The sequence below is a fragment of the Pseudobutyrivibrio sp. YE44 genome (assembly GCF_900104335.1).
GTDB lineage: Bacteria > Bacillota > Clostridia > Lachnospirales > Lachnospiraceae > Pseudobutyrivibrio.
This window is the reverse complement of the sequence record NZ_FMXT01000001.1, coordinates 183,326-207,979: the sequence shown is the minus strand read 5'-3', so window position 1 is coordinate 207,979 and position 24,654 is coordinate 183,326. Positions and strand designations below refer to the sequence as shown.

The following is a 24,654-nucleotide window of genomic DNA, read 5'->3' as shown; positions in this document are numbered from 1 at the left end:
CAATATCTTAGTTCAACATACCCTCAAGTACTGATTTTGCTTCTGTTAACGCATCGGCGATGCCTGCTGGGTTCTTGCCGCCGGCCTGTGCCATGTTTGGACGACCGCCGCCGCCACCGCCTACCTTTGGTGCGATAGACTTGATAAGGTTTCCAGCGTGTGCGCCAGCTGCCTGAGCTGCATCTGTAGCCATAACCACAAGGTTTACCTTGCCGTCGCAGTCTGATGCAAGAACAACAACGCCCTCGCCAAGCTTTGTCTTAAGGTCGTCGCCAAGATCACGAAGTCCGTTCATATCTACACCTGAAACAGATGTAGCAAGAAGCTTAACTCCCTTAACCTCAACAACAGAATCCATAACATCACCTACAGCAGCCTGTGCAACCTTAGCCTTCATAGACTCAAGCTCTGAGTTTGTCTCCTTAAGCTGCTTCTGAAGGTGAGCAATCTTTTCCTCAACCTCAGCTGGCTTACACTTAAGAGCTGCAGCTGCAGCGTTAAGCTTAGCCTCAAGGTCAGCATAGTATTCGAAAACAGCTGAGCCTGTGATTGCCTCGATACGACGTGTACCAGCAGCAACACCAGACTCTGAAAGAATCTTGAATGCTGAAATCTCTGATGTGTTTGCTACGTGTGTACCACCACAAAGCTCAACAGAGAAATCACCCATCTTTACAACACGAACTGTATCGCCGTACTTCTCACCGAATAGAGCCATAGCGCCACTCTTCTTTGCCTCGTCGATTGACATGATAGCTGTCTCAACAGCAAGGCCTTCAGCGATTTTGTCATTAACAAGCTTTTCAACCTTTGCAATTTCCTCTGAAGTCATAGCTTCGAAGTGAGAGAAATCGAAACGAGTTCTGTCAGCATCCTGATATGAACCCTTCTGCTCTACGTGTGTACCAAGTACCTCACGAAGTGCCTTCTGCATAAGGTGAGTAGCTGAGTGATTCTTGCAAATACGAGCTCTACGCTCAGCATCAACAGTAAGAGTAACCTTCTCTCCTGTCTTAATCATACCTGTAGTCATTTCACCAACGTGACCAATCTTTCCGCCCTTAAGCTTGATTGTGTCTTTAACTGTGAACTGACCGTTTGGTGTAGAGATGATACCTGTATCGCCAATCTGACCACCCATTGTAGCGTAGAATGGAGTCTGTGGAACAATGATTGTACCAATCATGCCCTCTGCAAGAGTATCAACGATCTCTGTTTCTGTAGTGAGGACTGTAACTGTAGACTCTGATGTAGTCTTGTCATAGCCAACGAACTCAGATGTAACAGAAAGATCAATATCATCGTAAACAGATGCATCAGCACCCATGTAGTTTGTCTCTTTACGAGCAGCACGAGCCTTCTGTCTCTGCTCTTCCATGCAAGCCTCAAAGCCCTTAGCATCATAGCCAAAGCCCTTTTCCTCAAGGATTTCTGCTGTAAGATCTACAGGGAATCCGTAAGTATCGTAAAGCTTGAAGGTATCCTCGCCTGAAAGCTCCTTTGAGCCTGAAGCAACAAGCTTCTCTTCCATACCTGCAAGGATTTCAAGACCCTTGTCGATAGTCTTGTTGAACTGCTCTTCCTCAGCTGTGAGAGTCTTGAAGATGAATTCTCTCTTCTCCCAAAGCTCTGGGTAGCCGTCCTTACATTCGTTAATAACTGTCTCTGAAAGCTTAGCCATAAAGGTACCCTTGATACCAAGTGCACGACCATGCTTTGCAGCACGACGAATCAAACGACGAAGAACATATCCACGTCCCTCGTTTGAAGGTGTAACACCATCAGAAATAAGGAATGTAGATGAACGAATATGGTCAGTGATAAGACGGATTGAAACATCATCAAGAGCATCCACCTGATACTGCTTGCCTGACATCTCGCAAATCTTGTCACGAATAGCTTTCATTGTGTCGATGTCGAATACTGAATCTACATCCTGCATAACAACAGCAAGACGCTCAAGACCCATACCTGTATCGATATTCTTCTGAGAAAGCTCTTCATAACCGCCATGGCCATCGCCATTGAACTGAGTAAATACGTTGTTCCAAACCTCCATAAAGCGGTCGCACTCGCAACCTACCTTACAATCTGGAGAGCCACAACCATATTTCTCACCACGGTCGTAGTAAATCTCTGAGCAAGGACCACAAGGACCAGCGCCGTGCTCCCAGAAGTTGTCACACTCGCCTGTTTCAGGATCGCGATAGAAACGTGTAATGCGCTCCGGAGCAACACCAACTTCCTTTGTCCAGATTTCAAAAGCTTCCTCATCCTCACCGTAGATTGATGGATAGAGACGATTTGGATCAAGCTTAAGAACCTCTGTTAAAAATTCCCAAGACCAAGCAATAGCCTCGTGCTTGAAATAGTCTCCGAATGAGAAGTTACCAAGCATCTCGAAGAATGTAAGGTGACGAGCTGTCTTTCCTACATTATCGATATCGCCTGTTCTAACACATTTTTGACATGTAGTAACGCGCTTTCTTGGTGGAATCTCCTGACCTGTGAAGTATGGCTTAAGTGGTGCCATACCAGCGTTGATGAGCAACAATGAGTTGTCATTCTGTGGTACAAGAGAAAAGCTATTGAGGCAAAGATGATCTTTGCTCTCAAAGAACTCCAAGTAGGCGCGTCGTAAATCATTAACACCGTTATTCAAAACAAAGTCCTCCAAATATTATTCATTTGAAGAAGTATCAGCCAATGGATCGATACCCTTCTTCCTATCGCTGGACTTGCGAAGCTTAATTCCAATGAAGCCTCCACAAATTCCTAAAGCAACAAGTATGATCATTTTAATCAGATAACTTGCAAAAGTAGATAAAAATGCAGACATGGCAATTCCTCCTAAATTACAATATTTTTACAGATTAAACCTTTATTACATACTTAATCAAATTATAAATCAAAGTATTTTCAAATTCCACCAGTATTTCAGAAAAATAACAATAAAAACACTAAAATAAATTGATTAAGCATAAAACAGTTTCTAAGTAACGTTACAGCCCTTCTAATATCCTTTGGTTCTGGCTGCTTGTCAGCCTCTCCAATCAGGCCCTTAAATCCAATTTCCAAAGCTCCGGCAAAAGCCGAAACCGCCTTGTATCTATCTCTCAGATGGATGTATCTGGCATTCTTTCCATTGAAATCACCGAAGGTATACTTGGCAGCAAACACAGTCAGTGCCCCACTAAAACGAGATGGAAGCCAATCTACCACCTTATTTATCGCAACTATTGGCTCACCAAAGTATCGATATCGCTGATACTCCTTTTGCCAGTTGCCGCACTTATAGTTTCCAATCCTACCTTCGATTATATCTAAAGTCTTGTAAAGGAAACCGCCAACAGGGCCAAAGAGAAACATCACAAATATAGGAGACATCACGCTATCGGAAGCCTCGTTTGCTATGTATCGAATAACATCCCCTGTAAGTTCCTCTTCAGATGAAGATGTATCCTCCTGTCCCATAAGGATTCCTGCTGAATGCTTCATGGAAGATATGCCGTCGCTATAGAAATCTTCCATAGTTTCTATGCCTCCATAATAAAGGCGGCGATAATCAAGACAGAAATATGAAGCAACTGCCTCGAAAATCACACCCAGCCAAGGGGCAATTTCATAGCAAAGCAGGGTAAAAAACAAAATTCCCAAGAATACCGGTATAACCACAAGGGCTATAAGCCACCAGCCAAGGCTTTTTTGCTTTTCCGGCTCCACTAAGATAATCTCATCTCCCAGTAAAGCCCTGTCTAAATATTTTACAAACCGGTCAATTGTCTCCATAGGATTCCAGATACTGTAAATCCGTCCAAAGAAGAACTCTAAAATTGTACCCAATAATAGAGCAAAAACATGATACTTAAACATTATTCATCCCCAAATTCTTATTTCTTTCTTTTGTGATAGAACTGAAGCTGCTGAACATATCCCTGAAAACCGCTGTATGTTTCATTGATATATTCAAGATACGCTTCCTTGTTGTAATCCTTGTAGTCCTCAGAAATAATCTTTTTCATCCAAGTATCTATAGGATAGCTTTCCATAAAATGGAAGCCATAGAGCATAATGCAATTAGCCACCTTTGGGCCAATGCCCTTTATGCTAATAAGGCTATCATAAGCCTGCTGATACTCCTGCTTACTTATAGACTCAATATCTAACTGGCCATTACAAACGGACTTTGAAATTCCGATAATATAGTCTGCTCGATATCCTAGGGCTGTGCCCTGGGAAAGCTCTTCCTCTGGAATGTAAGCCAAAACCTCTGGCTTTGGAAAATGAATTCCATCGGAATATCTATCGCTTAAAACCTGAATAGATTTCTTTATCTTTGGAATGTTGTTGTTTTGTGAGATAACATAGGAAATGAAAACCTCCCACAAATCCTGTCTAAGGATTCTCATTCCAAAGGAATCCTTCAGGGCATCCTTCAAGAATTTGTCATTGCTATTTCTGATAGCTTCATTAAAGGATGTGTAATCTGTGGAAAAATCAAAATAATTCTGCCAGAAATCCCACTGGTTTTCCTGACAGACAAAATCCCACATATCTGTTTCTTTATTAAGATAAAAATATACGTCGTTGTCACCTGAGCAAGCACTATAGGTATCCGGGGTGCCATGGGCACCAGCAGTCTCTTTTCTCATTCGAAAGACTTGGCCGGAGTTCATAATAACTTCTGGATTAAAATCTTCAGGGGTTAATTTTTTAGTAAATTTCATATATTATATTTTCTCGGTCTATGTCTACGATTCGTTCTTTGAGGTTGGCCATGCCTGGGCGATTCTTGAAGCGTTCAATCCATTTGTAATCTCCCCACATATGCATAGGGAAAATATAGTCGCACTCTATATTTTTAACAAAATGCTCCATTCCAAGGAAATATCCATCCTCACCCATTCTTGAATCAAGCACCACAAAGCCTAAATCAAAATGGCGATTAGCAATAGGTCTGAGGGCACGCTTGTATTCACGACCATAAACCTCGCCATACAGCTCACCTCTGCCTTCAGCGTTCCACCAGTTCAAATCTCCGGCGTGATAAATATTTATATCCTTGACACTTATTACAAAAGCAACACCTGCATCAGTGGAACGCAAGGTCTCAATCACCATGTCATCCACCTTGTATTTCTTCATAGCTCCAACAAAGGTGATTTTGTTTTTTATGGAAAGATCAAAACCATTTCTAATGAGATAATTTCGACCAAGCCTAATATCCTTGGAAAGGATGTAGTGAATATTTTCGCGGCTATCTGCCCATCTGAGATTTTCCAACCACCAGTGGTCCTTATGACTATGGCTGGCAAATACATATAGGTATTTGTCTGGATTAAGCTCAGGCAAACACCCCTTAAACTCTACCATATCTCTGACTACCTCTTTGTCAAAGTAGTCAAACAAGAGATATCTATCCTCCATTTCAACTAAAAAACAACTGTGCATTATGTAATAAACTTTAAGCATTATTCTAGTCCTTTTCTTCTGCCACAAATCTTATTCTATCTTTTGCATTAAGGAAAGCCTTTGCTACCAATGGATCAAAGTGGGAACCAGCACTCTCTTCGATTATGCTAATTGCCTTTTCAAAGGTGAATGGCTCCTTGTAGCTTCGTCTGGATACAAGGGCGTCAAACACATCTGCCACCGCCATTATTCTAGCTGACAAAGGAATCGCCTCTCCCTTCAAGCCATATGGATAGCCAGTGCCATTCCATTTTTCATGATGGTAAAGAGCAAGATTTCTTGCCTCGTACAAGTATCCTCCCTCAGATTCAGGAAGTGTATCAATAACTCTATCAATGATTTCTGCACCAGCCACTGAGTGACCCTTCATAATTGCAAACTCTTCATCGGTAAGTTTGCCTGGCTTATTAAGAATCACATCACTAACACTGATTTTACCAATGTCGTGAAGTGGTGCAGACTGATAAACATCTGAAATAAACTTTGGAGTCATCTGCTCTTTGTAAATACCTTCACTGAGCATTTCATCCATAATAAGCTCTACATATTCTGCGGTAGATTTAATATGGTCGCCAGTGTTGTTGTCACGACTTTCTACCAAATCTGCAAGCACAACAATCAGTGCATTTTGCATGTCAGAAATTGTGGCGTTCTTTTTTTGAATAGCGTTTAGGAATTCGGAATTCTCCTGGGTCATCTCTGTGATGATTTTGTACAAATTCTCCGTCTCATCACCTGTATCAATCTGAATCTGACCAAAGAGATTTGCCATCTCCTCTAAAGAGTGCAAATCGCGCTCTGTAAATTTTGATGCAGCATAAGCCATTGTGTTCAGCGGAAGAATCACGTGATATCTAGCTAAATACAAAACTACTGCAACAATAAAAACAAATACACCCACAAAAAGAGTAACTTGGTTCAAAAGGTAATTCAAAGACCTGAACTCAATCTCTTCCTGGGAAATATAGTCACCAGAATAAACAGCAAACTCAACTATAGATTCCTTGAAAAGCAAGTAGCTAATGGCAACGGATGCAATAGAAACAAGAGCTGCGCCCAAGCCCAATAAAACCATAATTTTCACACGAAGTGAATGTGTCCTGGTTTTGTTGTTTATCAAGGTTTTAACAGCATCCCTTGTAAGAGGTGCCTGCTTCCAGGCATGAATTCTAAACTGGCCTCTCACACTTTGAGGAACAAGATTATAAACACCAACAGCAATTCCAACAGATATGGCCTTATCCGCCAAATCCACAAGAGTATCACCAACAATTTGAGCAGAGAATTCATTGAAATGTTGTTCTGCAATGAGATACTTAACAATTTCTTTTGTCTGTTCTCCACCGCCAACACCATAAAGACCAATAGTAACCAAAGCACCTATGGTACCACCAATAAATGCAAGGCATGGTATTGATAAGAGGATTGTTGGGATTTTTTTGAACCAGCCCCTCTCATTTGCCCAGGTTGCAAAAAGGGCAATAAAGGTATTGAGCATACCGTAGGAGGTTGCTTTTGGATCTGTAAGAAATCCGTTAATAAACGAACTAACCAAACCAACAAGAATACCTGGCACATAACCGCCAAACATAGCTGCAATAATGGTTCCGATACTGTCAAGGTATAAAGGTAATGAAAGCTGGTTTACAAGGTCCGCTCCAGTAAAATTAATACCGGTACCCACAAAAATAAGGATAAAGAATACCAGCATCTTTTTAGATTTTGACCTTGTTCCATAACCTCGGACTATGTTCATGTGAATACCTCCACCCACAGTCTCCCCAAACTGTAACGTAAAATTATTGAACCATTTATTTACGCAACTTACTAGAGTACATTATAACACAATAGGCCCAAACAGAAAATCTGTTTGAGCCTATAAATAGTGAACATTGTCTTAAATTTAATTGTCCAAAATATGATTAAATTGGATGCAATTACTTAGCTGCACGAGCAAGTGCTTCCTCATAATCCTTTGTTCCAACGAATACTTCGTTAGAGTATGGGCTCTTGCCCATCTTGATTGCTCTCTTAATAATAACAGAGATGCAAAGGATGTTGAAAAGAAGTGCTACCATAGCTACAAAGCCCTGCATTCTAGGATCAGCTGTGATACCCATAGCTGCAATTGCCTCGTTAGCTGCTGCTGTCTTACCCTGACCAGCATGATAAATTGAAATAGCCTGTGAGTAAAGATCCATTGTAGTGATACCAGCTGATGTTGCGCCGCCGTAAACTGTTGGAAGAACAGCTGCGAATCTACCCTTAAGCTGGAAAAGAGGCACTACCTGAGCCCACATACACCAAATTGCAAGTGTGTTTGCACGGTTCTGAATCCATGCACCCTTGTTCCAAAGTGCGTTAGCAAATGTAGGAGCAAGAAGAAGTGCAAAACCACAGTACCATGTATGTGTTGGAAGGTTAAGATATGTATACTCAAAGTTCCAAAGGTCATATGCGATAATGAACCAAACTGTCATATCTGGCCAAAGCATATCTGACTTGTTCTTGTCGTTTGATGTGTAAAGATGTACACAACCTGTCATACAGAAGATGTTGATAACACCAGCGATGGCATTAACCACGTTCCACCATCCACCATAAATGAATACACCTTCGTTTGATGCCCACCAAGCACCTGTAAGGTCGCCTGTGATGCCGTATGCTGCAACTGCAGACTCTAAATCAGAAACAACTGCGATAAGGATGTTTGCTGATACGATGAACCAAGGCCACCAAGCAAACCATTTCTGCTTGCCAAGTCCTTCCTTGTACTTGATCATCATGAAACCTACGCATCCGATATCAGCTGCATAAAGCTTGAAGTAATGGAACCATCCATCCATGTAAGCCACTGTTGGGTTGTCAGCACCGCCAAACATTCCAACATGAGCAAGAATGAAATATACGGTGAGAATAGCTGGTATGATAACGAAGATAATCATTCCGCCAGTCTTTGTACGACGACCAATTTCATTCATGATAATTAATCCAGCAAATACAAGGCACCAGCCTAAAATCTGCCAAAGATTAGAAATTTGGAAAATCATAATCTCCTCCTTATTAATTATTTATTTTAGAGAAACTATTTCTCTTTACTCCAGTTTTTATTATAAACATTTGCCTAATAAATAACAATGAACCAATTGTGAAACTTTTTTGAGTATCTGATTGAGTTGTATTTATATCATCCCCTGATTTTCAACACCTTAGGCATACATTCAAAGGTTATTTCATCAAAGAATCCCAGATGTTCGCCGTCTGCATGGACGCACATACTCTTTTTCATTTTGATGTGAATTTTGTCAAAATTCAATAAATCAAAACCGCCCTTACCCTCATGCTTACCTGCAACAAGAAACGGCAGTAAGGCAAAACATTTCAGTCGACTGATATCGTGGGCATAAAAAGCTGTAAGATATCCAGAATCAGGAGTGGCCTTTGGTGCCATTGGCACTCCGCCCCCCTCCGCTCTACAATTCATAGCAGCCGCGAAGATGGTTCCCTTCACATCAAACTCACTCTTTTGTCCCTGAAACCAGGATGTTATATGAGCATCGGAAAAAGGCATGGTAAAAATATCTCCCACAGTAAGAAGGCTATAGGTGGCTGAGCCTAGTCCAAACTTATTAAGGAATCTCTTAAGTTTGCTATCCAAAGCCTGAAGACAAACATAGGCATCCACACCTATTCCAGAGCTAACCCCAAAAAGCCTCTCTCCTCCTTCAAATATAGCTTTTCCAACGTCGTAAGCCTTATATTCTTCGCTATCAAGAGCTCTCTTTAATATATCAAGAGGTGAACCCTCTAGACCGATTCCTAAAACAAAATCATTTGCTGAGCCTGATGGAAGCGGAGTATAAAAGGTGTTTTCAAAATCCATTATTCCATTTAAAGCTTCATTAAGAGTGCCATCGCCACCCATTACAAATAAAGCTACCTTCTCCCCTTTCGAGGTAGCCTCCCTTGCAATTTCTGTGGCATGGCCTGCCCCTTTTGTAACAAAAGCTTGATATTCTATGTGATTTGATTTCAGGTAATCCTCAAGCTCCTGCCAAATCTCAGCAGCCTTTCCCGTACGAGATGCTTTGTTTACAATAAAAACATTTTTCATAACGAAAATCCTTTTCTATAATATAGTTAAATGATAGCATAATAGGTAACTTTGTTGAAGAAAGGTCCAATATATGTTTAACGAGAATAACAGAAATTATATTAACGAAGATTTTAAGAAAAAAGCAGTACACAAATTAGATCACAACAGCCAACGAGCCCTTTCTGTAGTTTCTTGGACTTTAGCTGCTATTATTGTTGGCCTGGCAGTTGGAGCTTTTGCCTCTGCTTTTGGACTAGCCATGAGATTTGTTATTAAAACACGTACCACCAATCCTTGGCTTATATATTTTCTTCCAGTAGGCGCTATTTTAATCACCTTTATATACAAGCACGTCCTAAAGGAAAAAGACAGCGGAACAAACACTGTTATCGCTGCAATCCAATCTAGCACAAAACTTCCTTTTAGACTTGCTCCACTTATCTTTATTGCAACTCTTATCACACACCTTGTGGGTGGTTCCGCTGGCCGAGAAGGAGCAGCTCTTCAGATGGGTGGTGCCATCGGAAATGGTATTGGACGAGGCCTTCGTCTAAACGAAACCGATAAGAAAACAATGATTATGTGCGGCATGAGCGCAGCCTTTTCTGCTCTTTTTGGCACTCCAATGGCTGCAGCCATTTTTTCCATGGAGGTTATCTCTGTAGGTATCATGCACTACGCAGCACTAGTTCCTTGTGTTATCTCCTCTTTGGTTGCTCGTTCAGTGGCTAGCTACTTAGGTCTTGAAGCTGAGGATTACCTTATATCTGTTATCCCAGCTTTCAACATTAAGAATGCAGTCTTAATTTGTATCTTTGCAGTTTTATGCGGATTTGTTTCTATTGTTTTCTGCACTTGCCTACACAAATACGAAGAATTCTTAAGCGGAAAATTAACAAACCCTTATATTAAAGCTTTAGTAGGTGGTTCATCAGTGTTACTTTTGACTCTTATTGTAGGCTCTCAAAACTACAACAGCACAGGTACAGCAATCATTGAATCCTGCTTTACTGGCGCCACCATCGGCTTACAGGTATTTTTGCTTAAAATAATATTCACCACCCTCACACTATCCTGCGGATATAAGGGTGGCGAAATCGTTCCAACTTTATTTATAGGTGCAACCTTTGGCGCTGCCATGGGTCCAACCCTTGGACTTCCAGCACCACTGATGGCTGCAGTAGGTATGGGTGCTCTTTTCTGTGGCGTCACCAACTGCCCAATCTCCAGCCTACTAATCTGCTTCGAGCTCTTCGGGTACGACGCAATGCCTTACTTCCTTTTGGCAGTAGCCTTCGCATACTGGGTATCCGGATACTCCGGACTCTACCGCGCCCAGAAAATAGTTTACAGTAAATATAAAAGTAACTACATTGACAAGAAGGTTCAATAGGCAACACTCACAGTCTACTTAAGCGCGAGCAGGAAGGCTCCATACCTCATGGGTGGGTCCCACGCCGGCGGGAGGGCCCATGAGGATATGGAAGGTGGCCTGCGGGAGCTTAGTATTACTATAAATGTTGCCTATAGCTTTTCTGTAAAATATAGTCGAGCTCCGAAGTCTGGGAAGTAGCGCACGTTTTCGTTGTAGCCGGTACCTACGAAGGACTGTGCAAGCTTCACACCTGCATTGTTTAGTGTTGACCCGCTAGCTACGAAGTCTTCGCACTCTCCAGGCATCTTTACAAACTTGGCAATTACGTTGTGAAGCAAGCCATCCTGCTTTACATGCACTGGTGCCACTGTATTTACCAAATCTCCAAAGCCTTTGAGATTGTACTCAAGCTTTCGTCCAAAGAAATGATACTTGCTGGCTTCATCAAGGCCAGCTTGTTTTATTCTTAAGTACTGTTCTCCAGCCTTAATCTCTTTTTGCATAAGCATTGTTACAGCTGTAGCTTTATCCTTTGAAACAATGCTCCATTCATAAATATTTCCATCCATATGACGATAGAAATCTCCAAACTGAAGCGCTCTTCTGTATTCCTTATAAAGCTCAATCTGAGCCTTTACAGCTGCTATATCCTCAGACTTTGCATCATTAAGATTAAGCTCGTAGCCAAGAACACCAAAGCTTGCTACTGCAAAGCGGCTCTCAAGAGGTGTGACTCTAAGAGTCTGATGGTTTGGACATGCAGATACATGAGCAGTGTAGGTGCTCTGTGGATATCCATAAGAGTATCCATTTTGAATTACAAGTCTGCTAGCAGCATCTGTATTGTCACTACCCCAAATCTGTGGGAAGTAACATAGTGCGCCAAGATCAAAACGGTTTCCACCAGCAGCACATCCCTCCATGAGAATCTCTGGGAATCGTTCTGCCAAAGTCTTGAGCATCCTGTAGAAACCAAGAACATATCTATGACCTACCTCCTGCTGTTTTTCTGCAGGAAGATATTTTGAATAGTAATCTGAGAAGGTACGATTCATATCCCATTTAATATAGGATAAGCCCGGTGTAGAGAACACCTCACTCATACGCTCAATCATGTAGTCAACAACCTCTGGATTACAAAGGTCAAGCAAGCGCTGATTACGACCTTCAGCATGGTCCATACCTGGAATATCAATTGCCCACTCTGGATGCTTTTTATAAAGCTCACTATCCACATTAATCATCTCAGGCTCCACCCAAAGGCCAAACATAAGCCCAAGATCATTAATCTTTTTAGATAAGCCAGCCAAGCCTCCTGGAAGCTTCTTGGTGTTTACAATATCCCAATCTCCAAGAGCATGTTTGTCATCATTACGCTGGCCAAACCAACCATCATCCATAACAAAAAGCTCAACGCCAGTGTTCTTTGCTGTCTTTGCAAGCTTCACAAGAGAGCTTTCTGTGAAATCAAAATAAGAAGCCTCCCAGCTGTTAATAAGAATAGGACGTTCCTTATCCTTCCAGCTGCCACGGGTAATATGCTCACGAACGAAATCGTGCATGTTTAAACTCATCTGTCTAAAGCCCTGGCCTGAGAAAGTCATTACAGCCTCTGGAGCCTCAAACTCATCAGATGGTTCCAAGGTCCAAGAGAAGTTTTGAGGATTTATTCCGTAAACAACTCTTGTCTTGTTCCAAGGGCTAACCTCAGTTGCTGAATAATGATTTCCAGAATATAAAAGATTGAAACCAAACACCTCGCCTGCAGTCTCGCTGGAATCTGCCTCTGAGATAATAAACAAAGGATTTGTTCTATTGGAGCTAGTGCCTGTAAAGGATGAATTTACATACTTTCCAGCAGGAAGAATCATATCTGATTTGTTCATCTCTCGTGTCCAGCTACCGTGGAAGGAGGTAATCTTCATACCTGCCTGATCAAAATCCATAAGAAGTGACATCATACGAGTAAGCTTTACAGTGGCATCGCTAGTATTAATAAACTTGGCAGTTCTTGTAATAACGTCGCAGTCTGCAAATACTGAATAAGAAAGCACAAGTGTAAAACCGTGGTTCTTGTCTTTTAAGGTGATATTTAAAGTCTCAACATTACCAATTTCATAATATGAACTTGGTAATGTCTTAAGCTCTGGCTTTCCTGCAATTATCTCATAGCTATCATATACAAAATCCAAAGTAGAGCTGCCGTCTTGGCAAACCACCTCTACCATAGGCTCTCTGTAATCTCCCTTTCCAAGGGCCGACATTTCAAGCCTAACATCCTCCAATGTAAGCTCAGGATGCTCAGGATTGTAGGTAACAGTATTGCCTGGCGCAAAAGCTCTTTTCTCCGCAAGATTCCATGGCTCCTCCTCGTTTATAAGAGAGCCATAATAAAGATGCTCAAGCTGTCCTGTCTCCATTACCTTAAAGGCATAGGATGTGTTGTTTGTATTAAGTAAAAAAACTTTATTTTCAAAAGTTCGAATCATGAAAAAACCTCCAAGTAGTTATTGCTAGTAGTATAAAAAGTCTAATACATTATATTTTCAAACTCTATTATATTGTTTTGAGCCCCATTGCAAGCTCAACAACCTTATATGCTCCATCATAAAGGCCAACCTTTTTGTTTTGAAGGATGCTTTCGCACATATCTATGAGAAGTCTATCATCCTGCATAAACAAGTCTATCATTTGAAGTGTATGAGGAATATCTCTGCACTCCAAGGTGCCATCTCCCATTTCTGCCGCGTGAATAGCACCCCACATCTCGTGCTTGCCTACACGCTTAATAAAAAGCTTTGGAACTGGATAAAAAGCCAACTCTGAAGGCTTTGTAACAAGCACATCACAGCTTCTCATAAGAAGGTTTGTGCAGTATACAGCCTCGAAAATGTTTGCATGATAAAATCCATGAATACCTGCTACATCACCTGTAAGTGCATCCTCTGCAAACTTTGTAGTTTCATCAAAATTGTCGAAGTGCTCTGCGGAAACGCTCTTCATTTCTGGAAGCTCGTTGCAAAGCTCATCCCAAACATTTTTATAATCACCTACGTTTACATATAAAGCAGCCTTCTCAGCCTTAATTGCAGGAAGAAGATACTTGATTATAGCTGCAAAAATCTCTTTCTGAGCACCTGCTCCACCGATAGTAAGAAGAAAACGCATTGGCTTACCATTTTCTTTTCTGGCAAGACGAGCAGCACAATCTGCCTCTATGTTGCTAACCAACTCGTGATCAATATAGTGACCTGTATATACCAAATCATCATTTGGCATTGGATTGCAGACAGCCTTTTTATTCATTCCGTTACAGATTCGATAGCCCATATAGGCATTTTTACACTGAATAGTGTGAACAGAACCTTCAGCGAAATGAAGAGCCATTGGCCAGTTGTCAGGAATTGCGTTTACAACATGCTTCATTCCTGCATGAATTGCTGCCTGAGCAGGCCATACGTGTGTACCAATAACAGGAATCTCCTTTGGTACCTTTTTGTATACGTTAGCCATAAGCTCAGCTGCCTTCTGGTCGTTGGCATTGTAGGTAAGCTGTCTAAAGGTTTCGTAGTTTGTAGGTTCCCACACAAGCTTATTAAAAAGCTTGTTCTTAGAAAGTCTAGAACCAAGAGAATACAAATAATTCTGATAGCTAATAATCTTTGTGCAAGTGGTCTGTGGATATCCATTTAAATCCATCCAGTATGGAGTATATCCCATCGCCTTTGCTGCAGATGCCATAGCCATAGAAATACGGTAGTGGCCAAATCCCATACGGATATTGCCAACAATGATTCCCTTTTCAAGGTCGAACTGCTCCTTTGATTCTCCGTCCTTCAAAAGCACATCATAAACGCCTAGAGAATCACCAATATGGCTATTCTTTTCGATGACCATATTGTAATCCACATTGGAATCATCCCCATATTTCTTAATAAACTTGTCCTTTGCCTTACAAGCTTTTTTGTAATCTCTGTCTGAAATCTTGTTTCCAAATATAACTTTACTTCTATCCATTGATATTTCACCCTTTAATAATTATTTTGTAAGACATTCCACAGAAAGGCTTATTGTCACTGTTTCAAGACCTTCGCAGCTGATAGTAAGCTTTCCGTCTCCGTCCTCTCCTATTGATTTGATATAAACACCTGTGGCTCCACCAGCTGGAGTTACCACCTTTGGACCAACAATCTCGAACGGCCCCTCAACCGCAAAGGATACTGGTCTTGTGAAATAGAAAAGCTGATTATCATTTTGATCAACTATTCTAATTCTAATATTTGCTACATCGTAGGTATGAAGTTCTGTAAGCAATGTGTGACTAGGCTTTACCTCTATATGAGCACTGGTAACCGCCGCCTTTGTCACAGTCTTCACTACCTCACCATTTTTGATAGCTTCAAACTTGTATTCTCTAGACTCTCCACCCCAATCACCTATAAATTTGTTGTAGATGGAAACAGCCTTTTTAGGATTTACCCTATGAAGTACCACAAGTCTAAAGGCCAGCCATGCCAAGGTAGGTGTTGGTCTAAAGCCCTTGAGAGTAACCTCATTCAAGGCTCTTTTTATAAGCTTCGCCTGGCCCTTTGTAAATTCACCGTCTGTTTCAACTGCATCCCCCACAAAATCATTTATAAGAATAGGACCATGCTTCAGATTCTCAAAGCTACTGTCTGTAGGGAAATATTCCTTTATAAGAACATCGTTCTTGTACATCTTCACAGAATCTGCATTGCTAATAATGTATGACTTTCCACGGTTGCAAGCAGGATGCTCGCCAATATCAAAGCTTGTGGTAACATCTAGCACCGTTTCAGTATCTGAAAATGCTGCGTACACTGATGCTGCAAGCTTTGGATTTCTAAACATATCCATCACACCGTGATAGCAAATTCTATCTCCAGAACCAAAATCCTTGTGAGTGTTGTAATCAAACATGCACCAACCGAAGCCACCGGAAATATCAGGCTCCGCAGCAATTGCATCAAGTACATTGGCATGTCTTATTGCGTGCTCCTGACGCTGCTCCTCATCGTCAAAAGGCTTTGTTGGATACATATGTCCATTGTATTCGCTAATCAAATATGGCTTTTCTTCATCAGAAGTAATGTCTGCCTTCTTTGCGCAGCCCTTATTCTTTCCCGAATGAACAAAGTCGTTGTAGGTATAAACATCCTCCAACAAAGAACTCTTAGCGATGCACCGTACACCACCTGTAGGTCTGGTAGGATCAAACTTATGCGCCACCTCGTTAGTTCTGGCATAGAACTTATCATTATCAGGAGATTCGTTTATACGAACTCCCCAAAGAATTACTGAAGGATGATTGCGATACTGAATCACCATTTCTTCAGTGTTTTTAACCGCAATATCCTGCCAGCTTTCATCACCTATATGCTGCCAGCCAGGAATCTCGGTAAACACTAAAAGGCCAAGCTTATCACACTCATCCAAGAAATAATGAGACTGAGGATAATGGGAGGTTCTGACCGCATTCAACGCCAATTCTTCCTTGAGAATCTTGGCATCCAATCTCTGCATAGACTCTGGCATAGCATATCCCACATAAGGATAAGACTGATGTCTGTTCAAGCCACGAAGCTTTAATCGTCGTCCATTAAGGAAATAGCCGTTTTTCCTGAACTCAGAGCTTCTGAAACCAACTGTAACAGTATCCTCATCGATAACCTTATCATCCACCAAAAGCTGAGTCTTAACCGTGTAAAGGGATGGACTTTCCACATCCCAAAGCTTTACCGTGGATGGAGCACTTGTAAGGCTGAGATAATATCCGTCCTCTCTCTCTTCAAGACCACCCACCGGCTGCGAAATAAGCAAGCTATCATCAAGGTATTGTCTAATGAACACACGCTCAGCTGCCACCAGCTTATAGATTCGCTTTGGCATAGAGCACTCGGTCTTGATAATACCCTGAACGTTCATCATCTTTATTTGCTTAGGAGTGCGCTTGCTAGTGCTAACACGCTCCAATAATGAAGGCTGGATATGAACATCTTTGAAGTGAATCTTCTCTTTCACCTCAAAATACACATCTCTATAAATACCACCATAGGTCATGTAATCAATAACATAACCAAAAGGCGGCTGGTTCAAGGTCTCTCTAGAATCCACCTTTACAGTGATAAGGTTTTCCTCTCCGTACTTTAAAACCTTAGTAATATCCATAGAAAAGGCCGTATAACCACAGTCGTGATGCTTAAGATGTTTGCCATTTACATAAACATCACAAGAATGCCCCACACCCTCAAACACCAATGAAACCAGCTGATTCTCCCACTGGGTAGGAGCAAAGATACTTTTTTGATATCCACTTACCATCTGATAAATGCTTTCATCAAAATACGAAAGTAGAGTTTCTACAACTGAATGAGGAAGATTCACCAAGGTAGATTTTTCCATTGGTGAATTTATCATATCCTCACTAAATTCTTTATTAAAACGCCATTTTCTGTCTAAGTATATTCTTTGAGCCATTTATTTTCCCTTTATAATAATGCCATCAACCATAACATCAACAACGAGTTTCAATGCAGTAGGATAATCAATCTTATTTTTCTTTAAGAAATCTCCCATTAATAAACGCTCAACGCTTGATTCATATATAAGCTTGAAGATTTCGTAATTAACAACCTTAACATTTCCATCCTCAGAGCCAATTTTGATAAGCTCGTAAGTCTTCTCCCATCCACTTTCGATACGACTGGTAAGCTTTTCGTATGCCATAGGATACTTCTCACCAAGCTGTTGCATCGCACTAAAGTCAAAGCCGTAATAATTCTCAGGCAACACCGCAAGAATACCTCTGATTTTATCTACTGTCGACAAGGAATTATCCTGATATATTTTATCCTCAGCAGCCTTAATCAAATCAAAAGCATAATCAACCATTTCACACATCAATTCGTTCTTGTCATTAAAGACTGTATAAATGGTTTTCTTGCTCATCTTCAATTCAGCAGCAATGTCATCCATCGTAAATTTTGGGCCTTTTTTCTTGAAAACGCTTAAGGCTCCCTCTAATATTCTTTCGTTCATATTTATCTCTCCTAAAAAACTCCAAGATATGCATCTAGTTTCCTGTTACTCATTTTAACACAACAATGGAAACTAACTCAATATAAATAGGTTTGTTGATTTTTCACAATTTGTCAACATTCGTTTTGTTGACAAATCACAAATCCGCTGTTAAGATATGCAGGTAGAGAAGAAGAAGAAAGATAAAGGAGGAAAAAGAATGTTCGAAGAAGTATCATTCACAATGTACACAATTTATTCCGATTATGAGAAGTATTGCCAAAAGATGAAAAACGAAGGTAAGGAGCCAGTATCCTTCTTCAAATACGCATTTGGACAGTACTAAAAATTAACCCAAACATTCACGGCCACCCATTTGGTGGTCGTTTTTTGCGCCCTTTCAGTTACTACATCAGTGGCCACACCTCTATGTAATCTATATTAGCCCCTCCCTACAGTATCCACTAGCTACACCTCCCTCTATGCAATCACGAAATTATGATTTTCTAAATACTGCGTGTCACTTTCTTATTGATAAGTGTCTTTTCAATTCTTTGCACTTCTATCGCTACTGTTTGTATGGCTCAGACACACTCTATTATTAGAAATGCGCTCTATCAGAGGATATACCTATCAGTTGTTGGAATTTGGAATGCGCTTAGTAAATGGAGTATGGAAACAACTGATAGGTATATCCTCTAATAGAGCGCATTATAAAAACTTACCGGTGTCTGAGCCATACATACAGTAGCTTCGAAGTGCAAAACCAATGAAAAGACACTTATAAAAGCTCCACCTGCAGTATTAAGAAAATCTATAATTTCGCTCAAATGTCATAGAGGGAGGTGTAGCTAGTGGATACTGTAGGGAGGGGCTAACAAGCAGAAAATATAGAGGTGTGGCCACTGTAAGAATAAATTTAAGGGCGCAAAAAAGGCCCCGGTAAACGGGGCCATGAATGTTTGAAATTAGTTTTTAGACTTGAAGTATTCGTCGATGGCTGCTGCGGCAGTCTTTCCTGCGCCCATGGCGAGGATAACTGTTGCGGCACCTGTTACGGCATCACCGCCGGCAAATACGGCATCTTTTGTTGTTGCGCCCTGCTCTGTAGCAATGAGGCAACCCTTCTTGTTTGTATCAAGTCCAACTGTTGTGCTTGAAATAAGTGGGTTTGGAGATGTACCAAGAGACATGATAACTGTGTCACACTCGATTTCGTACTCTGAACCTGGTATTTCAACTGGACGACGACGTCCTGAAGCATCAGGCTCACCAAGCTCCATCTTGATAACCTTACATCCACGAACTGAACCTTCCTCGTTAACAAGGATTTCAACAGGATTCTGAAGGAGATCAAAGATAACGCCCTCTTCCTTAGCGTGATGAACTTCTTCTGCTCTTGCAGGAAGCTCAGCCTCTGAACGACGGTATACAACGTGTACCTCTGCACCAAGACGAAGTGCTGTACGAGCAGCATCCATAGCTACGTTACCACCACCAACAACTACGACCTTCTTGCCGCGTGCGATTGGTGTATCATAGCCTTCCTTGAAAGCCTTCATAAGGTTGTTACGTGTAAGGTATTCGTTTGCTGAGAATACACCGTTAGCCTGCTCTCCAGGAATGTGCATAAACATAGGAAGACCAGCACCTGAACCGATGAATACAGCCTCGAAGCCTTCCTGCTCCATAAGCTCATCAATTGTAATTGAACGACCAATGATAACGTTCTTTTCGAACTTAACGCCGAGAGCCTTTACGTTCTCAACCTCAGCCTTAACTACCTTGTCCTTTGGAAGACGGAATTCTGGGATACCATAAACAAGCACACCACCCATCTCGTGAAGGGCCTCAAATACAGTAACATCATAACCAAGCTTTGCAAGGTCTCCAGCTGCTGTAAGACCTGAAGGGCCTGAACCAATAACAGCTACCTTGTGTCCGTTTGGTGTAGATGTGTTCTTTGGCTTAATTCCATTCTCGCGAGCCCAGTCAGCAACGAAACGCTCAAGCTTTCCAATTGCAACAGCCTCGCCCTTGATACCACGGATACACTTGCCTTCGCACTGTGACTCCTGTGGACAAACACGACCGCAAACTGCTGGAAGAGCTGAAGACTCAGAGATAATCTCATAAGCTCTCTCAAAGTTACGATTCTTAACCTGCTCGATAAATGCAGGAATATTAATAGAAACTGGACAGCCGCCTACACACATAGGCTTCTTACAATTAAGGCAACGTCCTGCCTCTTCTACTGCCTCTTCTTCTGTATATCCAAGACAAACCTCTTCAAAGTTTGTTGCACGAACCTTAGGATCCTGCTCTGAAATAGGTACTCTAACTAATACGTCTCCCATTACTTGTCACCTCCACAATTTCCACATCCGCCGTGGTGAGTATCGCCTTCCTGCTGCTTAAGAAGTGCTCTGCCTTCTTCTGTCTTGTACTGCTTTGCTCTAGCCATAGCCTGATCAAAATCAACAAGGTGTCCGTCGAACTCAGGGCCATCAACACAAGCAAACTTAACTTCGTCGCCAACTACAAGACGGCAAGCTCCACACATACCAGTTCCATCAACCATGATTGGGTTCATAGAAACAACTGTAGGAATACCAAGCTCCTTTGTAAGGAGACATACAAACTTCATCATAATCATAGGACCAATTGCTACGCAATGATCATACTTCTTGCCAGAATCTACAAGTGCCTGAAGCTGCTGGCAACCATTTCCGTGGAAACCGTAGCTTCCATCATCTGTTGCAAGATAAAGCTCATCTGCAACTTCACGCATCTCATCCTCATAGAAAAGGATATCCTTTGAACGTGCGCCAATAATAACAGTAGTCTTAACACCGTGTTCCTTAAGCCACTTAACCTGTGGATATACAGGTGCTGTACCTACACCACCAGCGATGAATACGATACTCTTCTTCTTTGTCTCTTCAAGGTCTTCCTCAAGGCAAAGCTCTGAAGGCTGACCAAGTGGACCTACGAAATCTGCAAAAGCATCGCCCTCGTTAAGATTAGCCATACGCTCTGTTGATGCGCCAACAGTCTGGAACACGATTGTGATTGTTCCTTCTGCTCTATCGTAATCACAAATTGTAAGAGGAATACGTTCACCCTCCTCATCAATCTTTACAATAATAAACTGTCCTGGCAGACAACCAGCTGCAACGCGTGGTGCCTTTACTACCATAAGGAAAATCTTGTCCGAAAGCTTTTCCTTCTTTACGATTGGATACATAAAATAGACTCCTTCCCTTTTAAACCAATTTCTAATAATTTATAACATTTCTTTAGTTTTGTAAAGTGTTAAAGTGCATAAAAAACCTATTTACAGCCCCATATCTTCCATGCTCCCGCAGGGCACCCCTCATACTCAAGCATGGGCCCCACCCGCCGGTGTAGGTCCCTCCCATGCTTGGCATGATTCTTCCCTGCTCGCGCTCACCAACATTGTGTAGCTGCAAATAGCTATAAATATGCTCCTCGCAAGCTAACGAGGAGCTTTTTTATTTACGTTATTAACTAAAATATACGAGTTCATCCTCTGGTTTTTCTGCTGGGTTTACGCTAACCGGATAAAGAACTGGGCCTCGGCCCTTATATTCTTTAGCGAATTCAAGCTTAATCTTTGCTGTGATATCTACCCAACTACGATGTCCAAGTGTTGAAGCCTTGTCCCATTTACACTTCATACCAAGGAACTGAATATCCTCAACGCAACAAGTCATTGCGAATCTACCTGGAACAAACACATCCTTGCGAAGCTTTCCATCGTTAGGATTATAAACCAAACCAAGGAAATGAACTGTTTTACCATCATACTTCTTTGGTGTTTCCATACAATCCATGAACCAAAGAGCATAATCTGCATCTGAAATCTCAATTACATCTGCATTAATATCAAAAGGAAGTTCCTCTGGAGAATCATCAATTGAGCCATCTGCTCTCTCGTAAACAATCTGAGCTGGACGATTCATTGACTTAATCTGTCCACGGAACTTTGACTTTGGAGTAGCATCTGTACAGCGATTGAAAATAACCACCTCAGCCTTAAAAAGCTGCTCCATCATCATTGTACGCATATTATTAAGATAGTTTTCAAATGTGGTAGCATCTACTGTTGCAAGACTCTGAGCAGGCACCCATCCTTCTGGAAGAGGCTCATCATAAATCTTGTCTACGCCCCAAGTACCATTGTATTCAAGGAAGATAACATCTGGATCATACTCCTTGGAAATACGTGTAAGGTTCTCAAGATTGAATTCATCTTCTGAATCAATTGTTGCTACCTTAGCATTTACTGTCTTAAGCTTTTCAATATCATATTCAACATCGCCATCTTCGCAGGAAAGAATAAGGATCTTATCCTCTCCACCAGCAGCGAAATCATTTTCAAATAATGTCTCCTGGATTAAAGTGGTCTTTCCACTATCCATAAATCCAGTAAAGACGTATACTGGTATATCTTTTGCCATTTTATACTCCGAATAATTCTTCAATCTTGTGCTCGTCGATGTCAGCACCAATTACTACAAGACGTCCTGTGTAATCAGGTTCGCCACTTCTAAGCTCATACTCTCCATCTACAAAGTCAAAGTAGATCCATCCGCCGTTGACATCCTCAACCATACCCTTTGAACGGATAACTGTGCCGTAGTCTGTTGTCTTAGCAAATGCCTTCATTGCCTTTTCGATTGTTGCACGCTCAAACTTGTGAGGTGTTTCTTTGCCCCATGTAGTAAATACATCATCTGCATGATGGTGATGATGCTCATGATCGTGGTCGTGACATCCACAAGTACAGTTCTCACCATGTTCGTGATGGTGCTCATGGTCATGATGGTGATGCTCGTGTTCATCATGGTCATGGTCGTGATGATGATGCTCATGATCATCATGCTCATGATCGTGATGATGTTCATGCTCATCATGGTCATGGTCGTGATGATGATGCTCATGCTCCTCGTGCTCATGGTCGTGGTCATGGTGATGTTCATGCTCGTGCTCTTCATGAGCCTCTTCTGCAAGATGCTTCATTTCAGATGCAAGATTGTCCTGTCCCTCCATAACAGAAAGGAGCTTTTCACCAGTGATTTCATCCCATGGAGTTGTAATGATAGCAGCCTTAGGATTAAACTTCTGAATCTGCTTTACGCAGAACTCAAGTTGATCCTCAGTAGCTGTCTGTGAACGTGAAAGAACGATTGTTGTTGCAAACTCAATCTGGTTGTTGAAGAATTCGCCAAAAGCCTTCATCTGCTTTGAAGCCTTAAGTGCGTTTACAACTGTAACAAGTCCACAAAGCTTAACATCAGCTGTCTCTTCAAGCTTGATAACAGATGTCATAACATCTGAAAGCTTACCAACACCTGATGGCTCAATAAGAATTCTGTCTGGAGAGAACTTCTCAAGTACCTCGTGAAGATTCTTATCAAAATCTCCAACAAGTGAACAGCAAATACATCCAGAATTCATTTCAGAAATTGTGATGCCAGCATCCTTTAAAAAGCCACCATCAATACCAACTTCGCCAAATTCGTTCTCAATAAGAACGACCTTTTCACCTTTGTATGCTTCCTCGAGCATCTTTTTAATGTAAGTAGTTTTACCTGCGCCCAGGAAACCTGAAATTATATCAATCTTTGTCATAATACACCTTCCTTTTTGACAAATATATTATCTAATCACAACTAATTATTTTAACACAGATAAAGCAAAAAAGACAGTCTATTTAGCAATAGACTGTCTTTAAATGTATATCAATTGGGTTAATATACGTAAATAAGTGAACTGTTTTAGGGATTAAAAAAAACTTTTAATCCATTTCATCTAATGCAACCCTCTCGATGTGCATAGCAAGATATCCAATCTCTGCATCATGAATATCTTTGCCCAAGCTCTTTGAAAGCTCTTTGCAAATCTTGGTAGCTGCCTGAAATGAATTTGCGGCAGAGGCATTAATATAGTCGTTCATATCAAGCTTCAAAACCTCGCCTTTAACTGTTCTTGCAATCATATAACGAATATGGTTGAGCAACCTGTTATAAGATAGAGATTGTGTATCAATGCGCTTACCTGTTTCCTCTTCTACCATCTTTACGCACTGTCTGACAGCATCAGCCATCTGCATGGCCTGAGAAACTGCCTGATCCATAATAGAAGAATGAACATGAAGAGCAATGTACCCAATTTCATCATCAGAAATAGCTATATTAAGTCTCTTAGCAAGAATATCTCTCGCTACCTCAGCTACCTTAAACTCTGCATGGAATAAAACTCTGATGTCATCTGTTAAGGGGTTCTTAAGCTGCTCGTTATTTTTAATTCGTTTAACTGCAAATTCAATATGGTCTGCTAAAGGCAGCAGGACATCTCTGTCGATGTCCTTGAATGCCGCCTCCGCTCCATCTAATATTTCATTAGCGATTTCAAGATATACAGGGTCAATACTTGTTGCTAACTCCTTCTTGTCACCACGTTCTGTGGATTCCTGAAGTGAATAAACTTTGTGCTCATCAGTGACCTCAATTGTCTCACTAATATGTTTTCCAAACCCTATCCCCTTACCTAAAATCAAGTATTCTTGAGTTGTGTTCTCTGGAATACCGATTAAGGCATTATGATTTAGAACCTTCTCGACTCTATACATCTAATCTCTCCTAAG

The 24,654-nt window shown here is 41.3% G+C and carries 19 protein-coding genes; 2 read left to right on the top strand and 17 right to left on the bottom strand.

Annotated elements, in window-relative coordinates; all coding sequences use genetic code 11:
• Positions 1–7: 7 nt before the first annotated feature.
• From alaS to BLR54_RS00860, 8 genes are all read right to left on the bottom strand, one after another.
• The gene (gene alaS, locus BLR54_RS00890; RefSeq protein WP_090416342.1) at positions 8–2,662 is read right to left on the bottom strand and encodes an alanine--tRNA ligase; all 2,655 of its coding nucleotides are present in this window, start codon (positions 2,660–2,662) and stop codon (positions 8–10) included.
• Between the two features lie 18 nt (positions 2,663–2,680).
• On the bottom strand, positions 2,681–2,839 hold the full coding sequence (locus BLR54_RS14890) for a hypothetical protein (protein WP_176761817.1): 159 nt from the start codon (positions 2,837–2,839) through the stop codon (positions 2,681–2,683).
• Positions 2,840–2,937: 98 nt separating this feature from the next.
• On the bottom strand, positions 2,938–3,873 hold the full coding sequence (locus BLR54_RS00885) for a cobalamin biosynthesis protein CobD/CbiB (protein WP_090416341.1): 936 nt from the start codon (positions 3,871–3,873) through the stop codon (positions 2,938–2,940).
• A 17-nt stretch (positions 3,874–3,890) separates the two neighbouring features.
• The gene (locus BLR54_RS00880; protein ID WP_090416340.1) at positions 3,891–4,727 is read right to left on the bottom strand and encodes a DNA-3-methyladenine glycosylase 2; all 837 of its coding nucleotides are present in this window, start codon (positions 4,725–4,727) and stop codon (positions 3,891–3,893) included.
• A complete protein-coding gene (locus BLR54_RS00875) occupies positions 4,714–5,472 on the bottom strand; it encodes an MBL fold metallo-hydrolase (protein WP_090416339.1) in 759 nt (252 codons plus the stop codon). Before BLR54_RS00875 ends, BLR54_RS00880 begins: the two co-directional genes overlap by 14 nt.
• 4 nt (positions 5,473–5,476) lie before the next feature.
• A complete protein-coding gene (locus BLR54_RS00870; protein WP_090416338.1) occupies positions 5,477–7,228 on the bottom strand; it encodes an HD-GYP domain-containing protein in 1,752 nt (583 codons plus the stop codon).
• Positions 7,229–7,409: 181 nt separating this feature from the next.
• Positions 7,410–8,522 carry a DUF5692 family protein gene (locus BLR54_RS00865; protein ID WP_090416337.1) on the bottom strand — a complete coding sequence of 371 codons (1,113 nt, stop codon included), beginning with the start codon at positions 8,520–8,522 and terminating at the stop codon, positions 7,410–7,412.
• Positions 8,523–8,659: 137 nt separating this feature from the next.
• Positions 8,660–9,586: a diacylglycerol/lipid kinase family protein gene (locus tag BLR54_RS00860; protein WP_090416336.1), complete on the bottom strand. Its 927-nt coding sequence runs from the start codon at positions 9,584–9,586 to the stop codon at positions 8,660–8,662.
• Between the two features lie 73 nt (positions 9,587–9,659).
• Here BLR54_RS00860 and BLR54_RS00855 point away from each other — a divergent pair, with 73 nt between their 5' ends.
• The gene (locus BLR54_RS00855; protein WP_176761815.1) at positions 9,660–10,961 is read left to right on the top strand and encodes a chloride channel protein; all 1,302 of its coding nucleotides are present in this window, start codon (positions 9,660–9,662) and stop codon (positions 10,959–10,961) included.
• Between the two features lie 131 nt (positions 10,962–11,092).
• Here the strand turns inward: BLR54_RS00855 and BLR54_RS00850 are convergent, their stop codons facing one another.
• From BLR54_RS00850 to BLR54_RS00835, 4 genes are all read right to left on the bottom strand, one after another.
• Entirely contained in the window at positions 11,093–13,432 is a 2,340-nt protein-coding gene (locus tag BLR54_RS00850; protein ID WP_176761814.1) for an alpha-galactosidase, read from the bottom strand.
• 67 nt (positions 13,433–13,499) lie between these two features.
• On the bottom strand, positions 13,500–14,960 hold the full coding sequence (locus tag BLR54_RS00845; protein WP_090416335.1) for a DUF6937 domain-containing protein: 1,461 nt from the start codon (positions 14,958–14,960) through the stop codon (positions 13,500–13,502).
• A 21-nt stretch (positions 14,961–14,981) separates the two neighbouring features.
• Positions 14,982–17,441 (bottom strand): glycoside hydrolase family 2 protein, encoded by a 2,460-nt coding sequence (locus BLR54_RS00840; RefSeq protein ID WP_090416334.1) that lies wholly within the window; start codon positions 17,439–17,441, stop codon positions 14,982–14,984.
• On the bottom strand, positions 17,442–18,002 hold the full coding sequence (locus BLR54_RS00835; RefSeq protein WP_242871174.1) for a TetR/AcrR family transcriptional regulator: 561 nt from the start codon (positions 18,000–18,002) through the stop codon (positions 17,442–17,444).
• A gap of 199 nt (positions 18,003–18,201) precedes the next feature.
• On the opposite strand from BLR54_RS00835, the gene BLR54_RS15135 reads away from it, so the two are divergent.
• A complete protein-coding gene (locus BLR54_RS15135) occupies positions 18,202–18,327 on the top strand; it encodes a hypothetical protein (protein WP_255396668.1) in 126 nt (41 codons plus the stop codon).
• Between the two features lie 622 nt (positions 18,328–18,949).
• On the opposite strand, the gene gltA is transcribed toward BLR54_RS15135, so the two are convergent.
• From gltA to BLR54_RS00810, 5 genes are all read right to left on the bottom strand, one after another.
• Entirely contained in the window at positions 18,950–20,338 is a 1,389-nt protein-coding gene (gene gltA, locus BLR54_RS00830) for an NADPH-dependent glutamate synthase (RefSeq protein ID WP_090416332.1), read from the bottom strand.
• On the bottom strand, positions 20,338–21,228 hold the full coding sequence (locus tag BLR54_RS00825; RefSeq protein WP_090416331.1) for a sulfide/dihydroorotate dehydrogenase-like FAD/NAD-binding protein: 891 nt from the start codon (positions 21,226–21,228) through the stop codon (positions 20,338–20,340). Before BLR54_RS00825 ends, gltA begins: the two co-directional genes overlap by 1 nt.
• A gap of 280 nt (positions 21,229–21,508) precedes the next feature.
• The gene (locus BLR54_RS00820) at positions 21,509–22,465 is read right to left on the bottom strand and encodes a TIGR03943 family putative permease subunit (RefSeq protein ID WP_090416330.1); all 957 of its coding nucleotides are present in this window, start codon (positions 22,463–22,465) and stop codon (positions 21,509–21,511) included.
• Between the two features lies 1 nt (position 22,466).
• Positions 22,467–23,639, bottom strand: coding sequence for a CobW family GTP-binding protein (locus BLR54_RS00815; RefSeq protein ID WP_090416329.1), 1,173 nt, complete (start codon positions 23,637–23,639; stop codon positions 22,467–22,469).
• A gap of 166 nt (positions 23,640–23,805) precedes the next feature.
• A complete protein-coding gene (locus BLR54_RS00810; RefSeq protein ID WP_090416328.1) occupies positions 23,806–24,639 on the bottom strand; it encodes a PRD domain-containing protein in 834 nt (277 codons plus the stop codon).
• Between the last annotated feature and the right edge of the window lie 15 nt (positions 24,640–24,654).

Coding starts and splice junctions, on each gene's coding strand:
- BLR54_RS14890 (WP_176761817.1), bottom strand. CDS start 2,839: ATGTCTGCATTTTTATCTACTTTTGCAAGTTATCTGATTAAAATGATC.
- BLR54_RS00885 (WP_090416341.1), bottom strand. CDS start 3,873: ATGTTTAAGTATCATGTTTTTGCTCTATTATTGGGTACAATTTTAGAG.
- BLR54_RS00880 (WP_090416340.1), bottom strand. CDS start 4,727: ATGAAATTTACTAAAAAATTAACCCCTGAAGATTTTAATCCAGAAGTT.
- BLR54_RS00875 (WP_090416339.1), bottom strand. CDS start 5,472: ATGCTTAAAGTTTATTACATAATGCACAGTTGTTTTTTAGTTGAAATG.
- BLR54_RS00870 (WP_090416338.1), bottom strand. CDS start 7,228: ATGAACATAGTCCGAGGTTATGGAACAAGGTCAAAATCTAAAAAGATG.
- BLR54_RS00865 (WP_090416337.1), bottom strand. CDS start 8,522: ATGATTTTCCAAATTTCTAATCTTTGGCAGATTTTAGGCTGGTGCCTT.
- BLR54_RS00860 (WP_090416336.1), bottom strand. CDS start 9,586: ATGAAAAATGTTTTTATTGTAAACAAAGCATCTCGTACGGGAAAGGCT.
- BLR54_RS00855 (WP_176761815.1), top strand. CDS start 9,660: ATGTTTAACGAGAATAACAGAAATTATATTAACGAAGATTTTAAGAAA.
- BLR54_RS00850 (WP_176761814.1), bottom strand. CDS start 13,432: ATGATTCGAACTTTTGAAAATAAAGTTTTTTTACTTAATACAAACAAC.
- BLR54_RS00845 (WP_090416335.1), bottom strand. CDS start 14,960: ATGGATAGAAGTAAAGTTATATTTGGAAACAAGATTTCAGACAGAGAT.
- BLR54_RS00840 (WP_090416334.1), bottom strand. CDS start 17,441: ATGGCTCAAAGAATATACTTAGACAGAAAATGGCGTTTTAATAAAGAA.
- BLR54_RS00835 (WP_242871174.1), bottom strand. CDS start 18,002: ATGAACGAAAGAATATTAGAGGGAGCCTTAAGCGTTTTCAAGAAAAAA.
- BLR54_RS15135 (WP_255396668.1), top strand. CDS start 18,202: ATGTTCGAAGAAGTATCATTCACAATGTACACAATTTATTCCGATTAT.
- gltA (WP_090416332.1), bottom strand. CDS start 20,338: ATGGGAGACGTATTAGTTAGAGTACCTATTTCAGAGCAGGATCCTAAG.
- BLR54_RS00825 (WP_090416331.1), bottom strand. CDS start 21,228: ATGTATCCAATCGTAAAGAAGGAAAAGCTTTCGGACAAGATTTTCCTT.
- BLR54_RS00820 (WP_090416330.1), bottom strand. CDS start 22,465: ATGGCAAAAGATATACCAGTATACGTCTTTACTGGATTTATGGATAGT.
- BLR54_RS00815 (WP_090416329.1), bottom strand. CDS start 23,639: ATGACAAAGATTGATATAATTTCAGGTTTCCTGGGCGCAGGTAAAACT.
- BLR54_RS00810 (WP_090416328.1), bottom strand. CDS start 24,639: ATGTATAGAGTCGAGAAGGTTCTAAATCATAATGCCTTAATCGGTATT.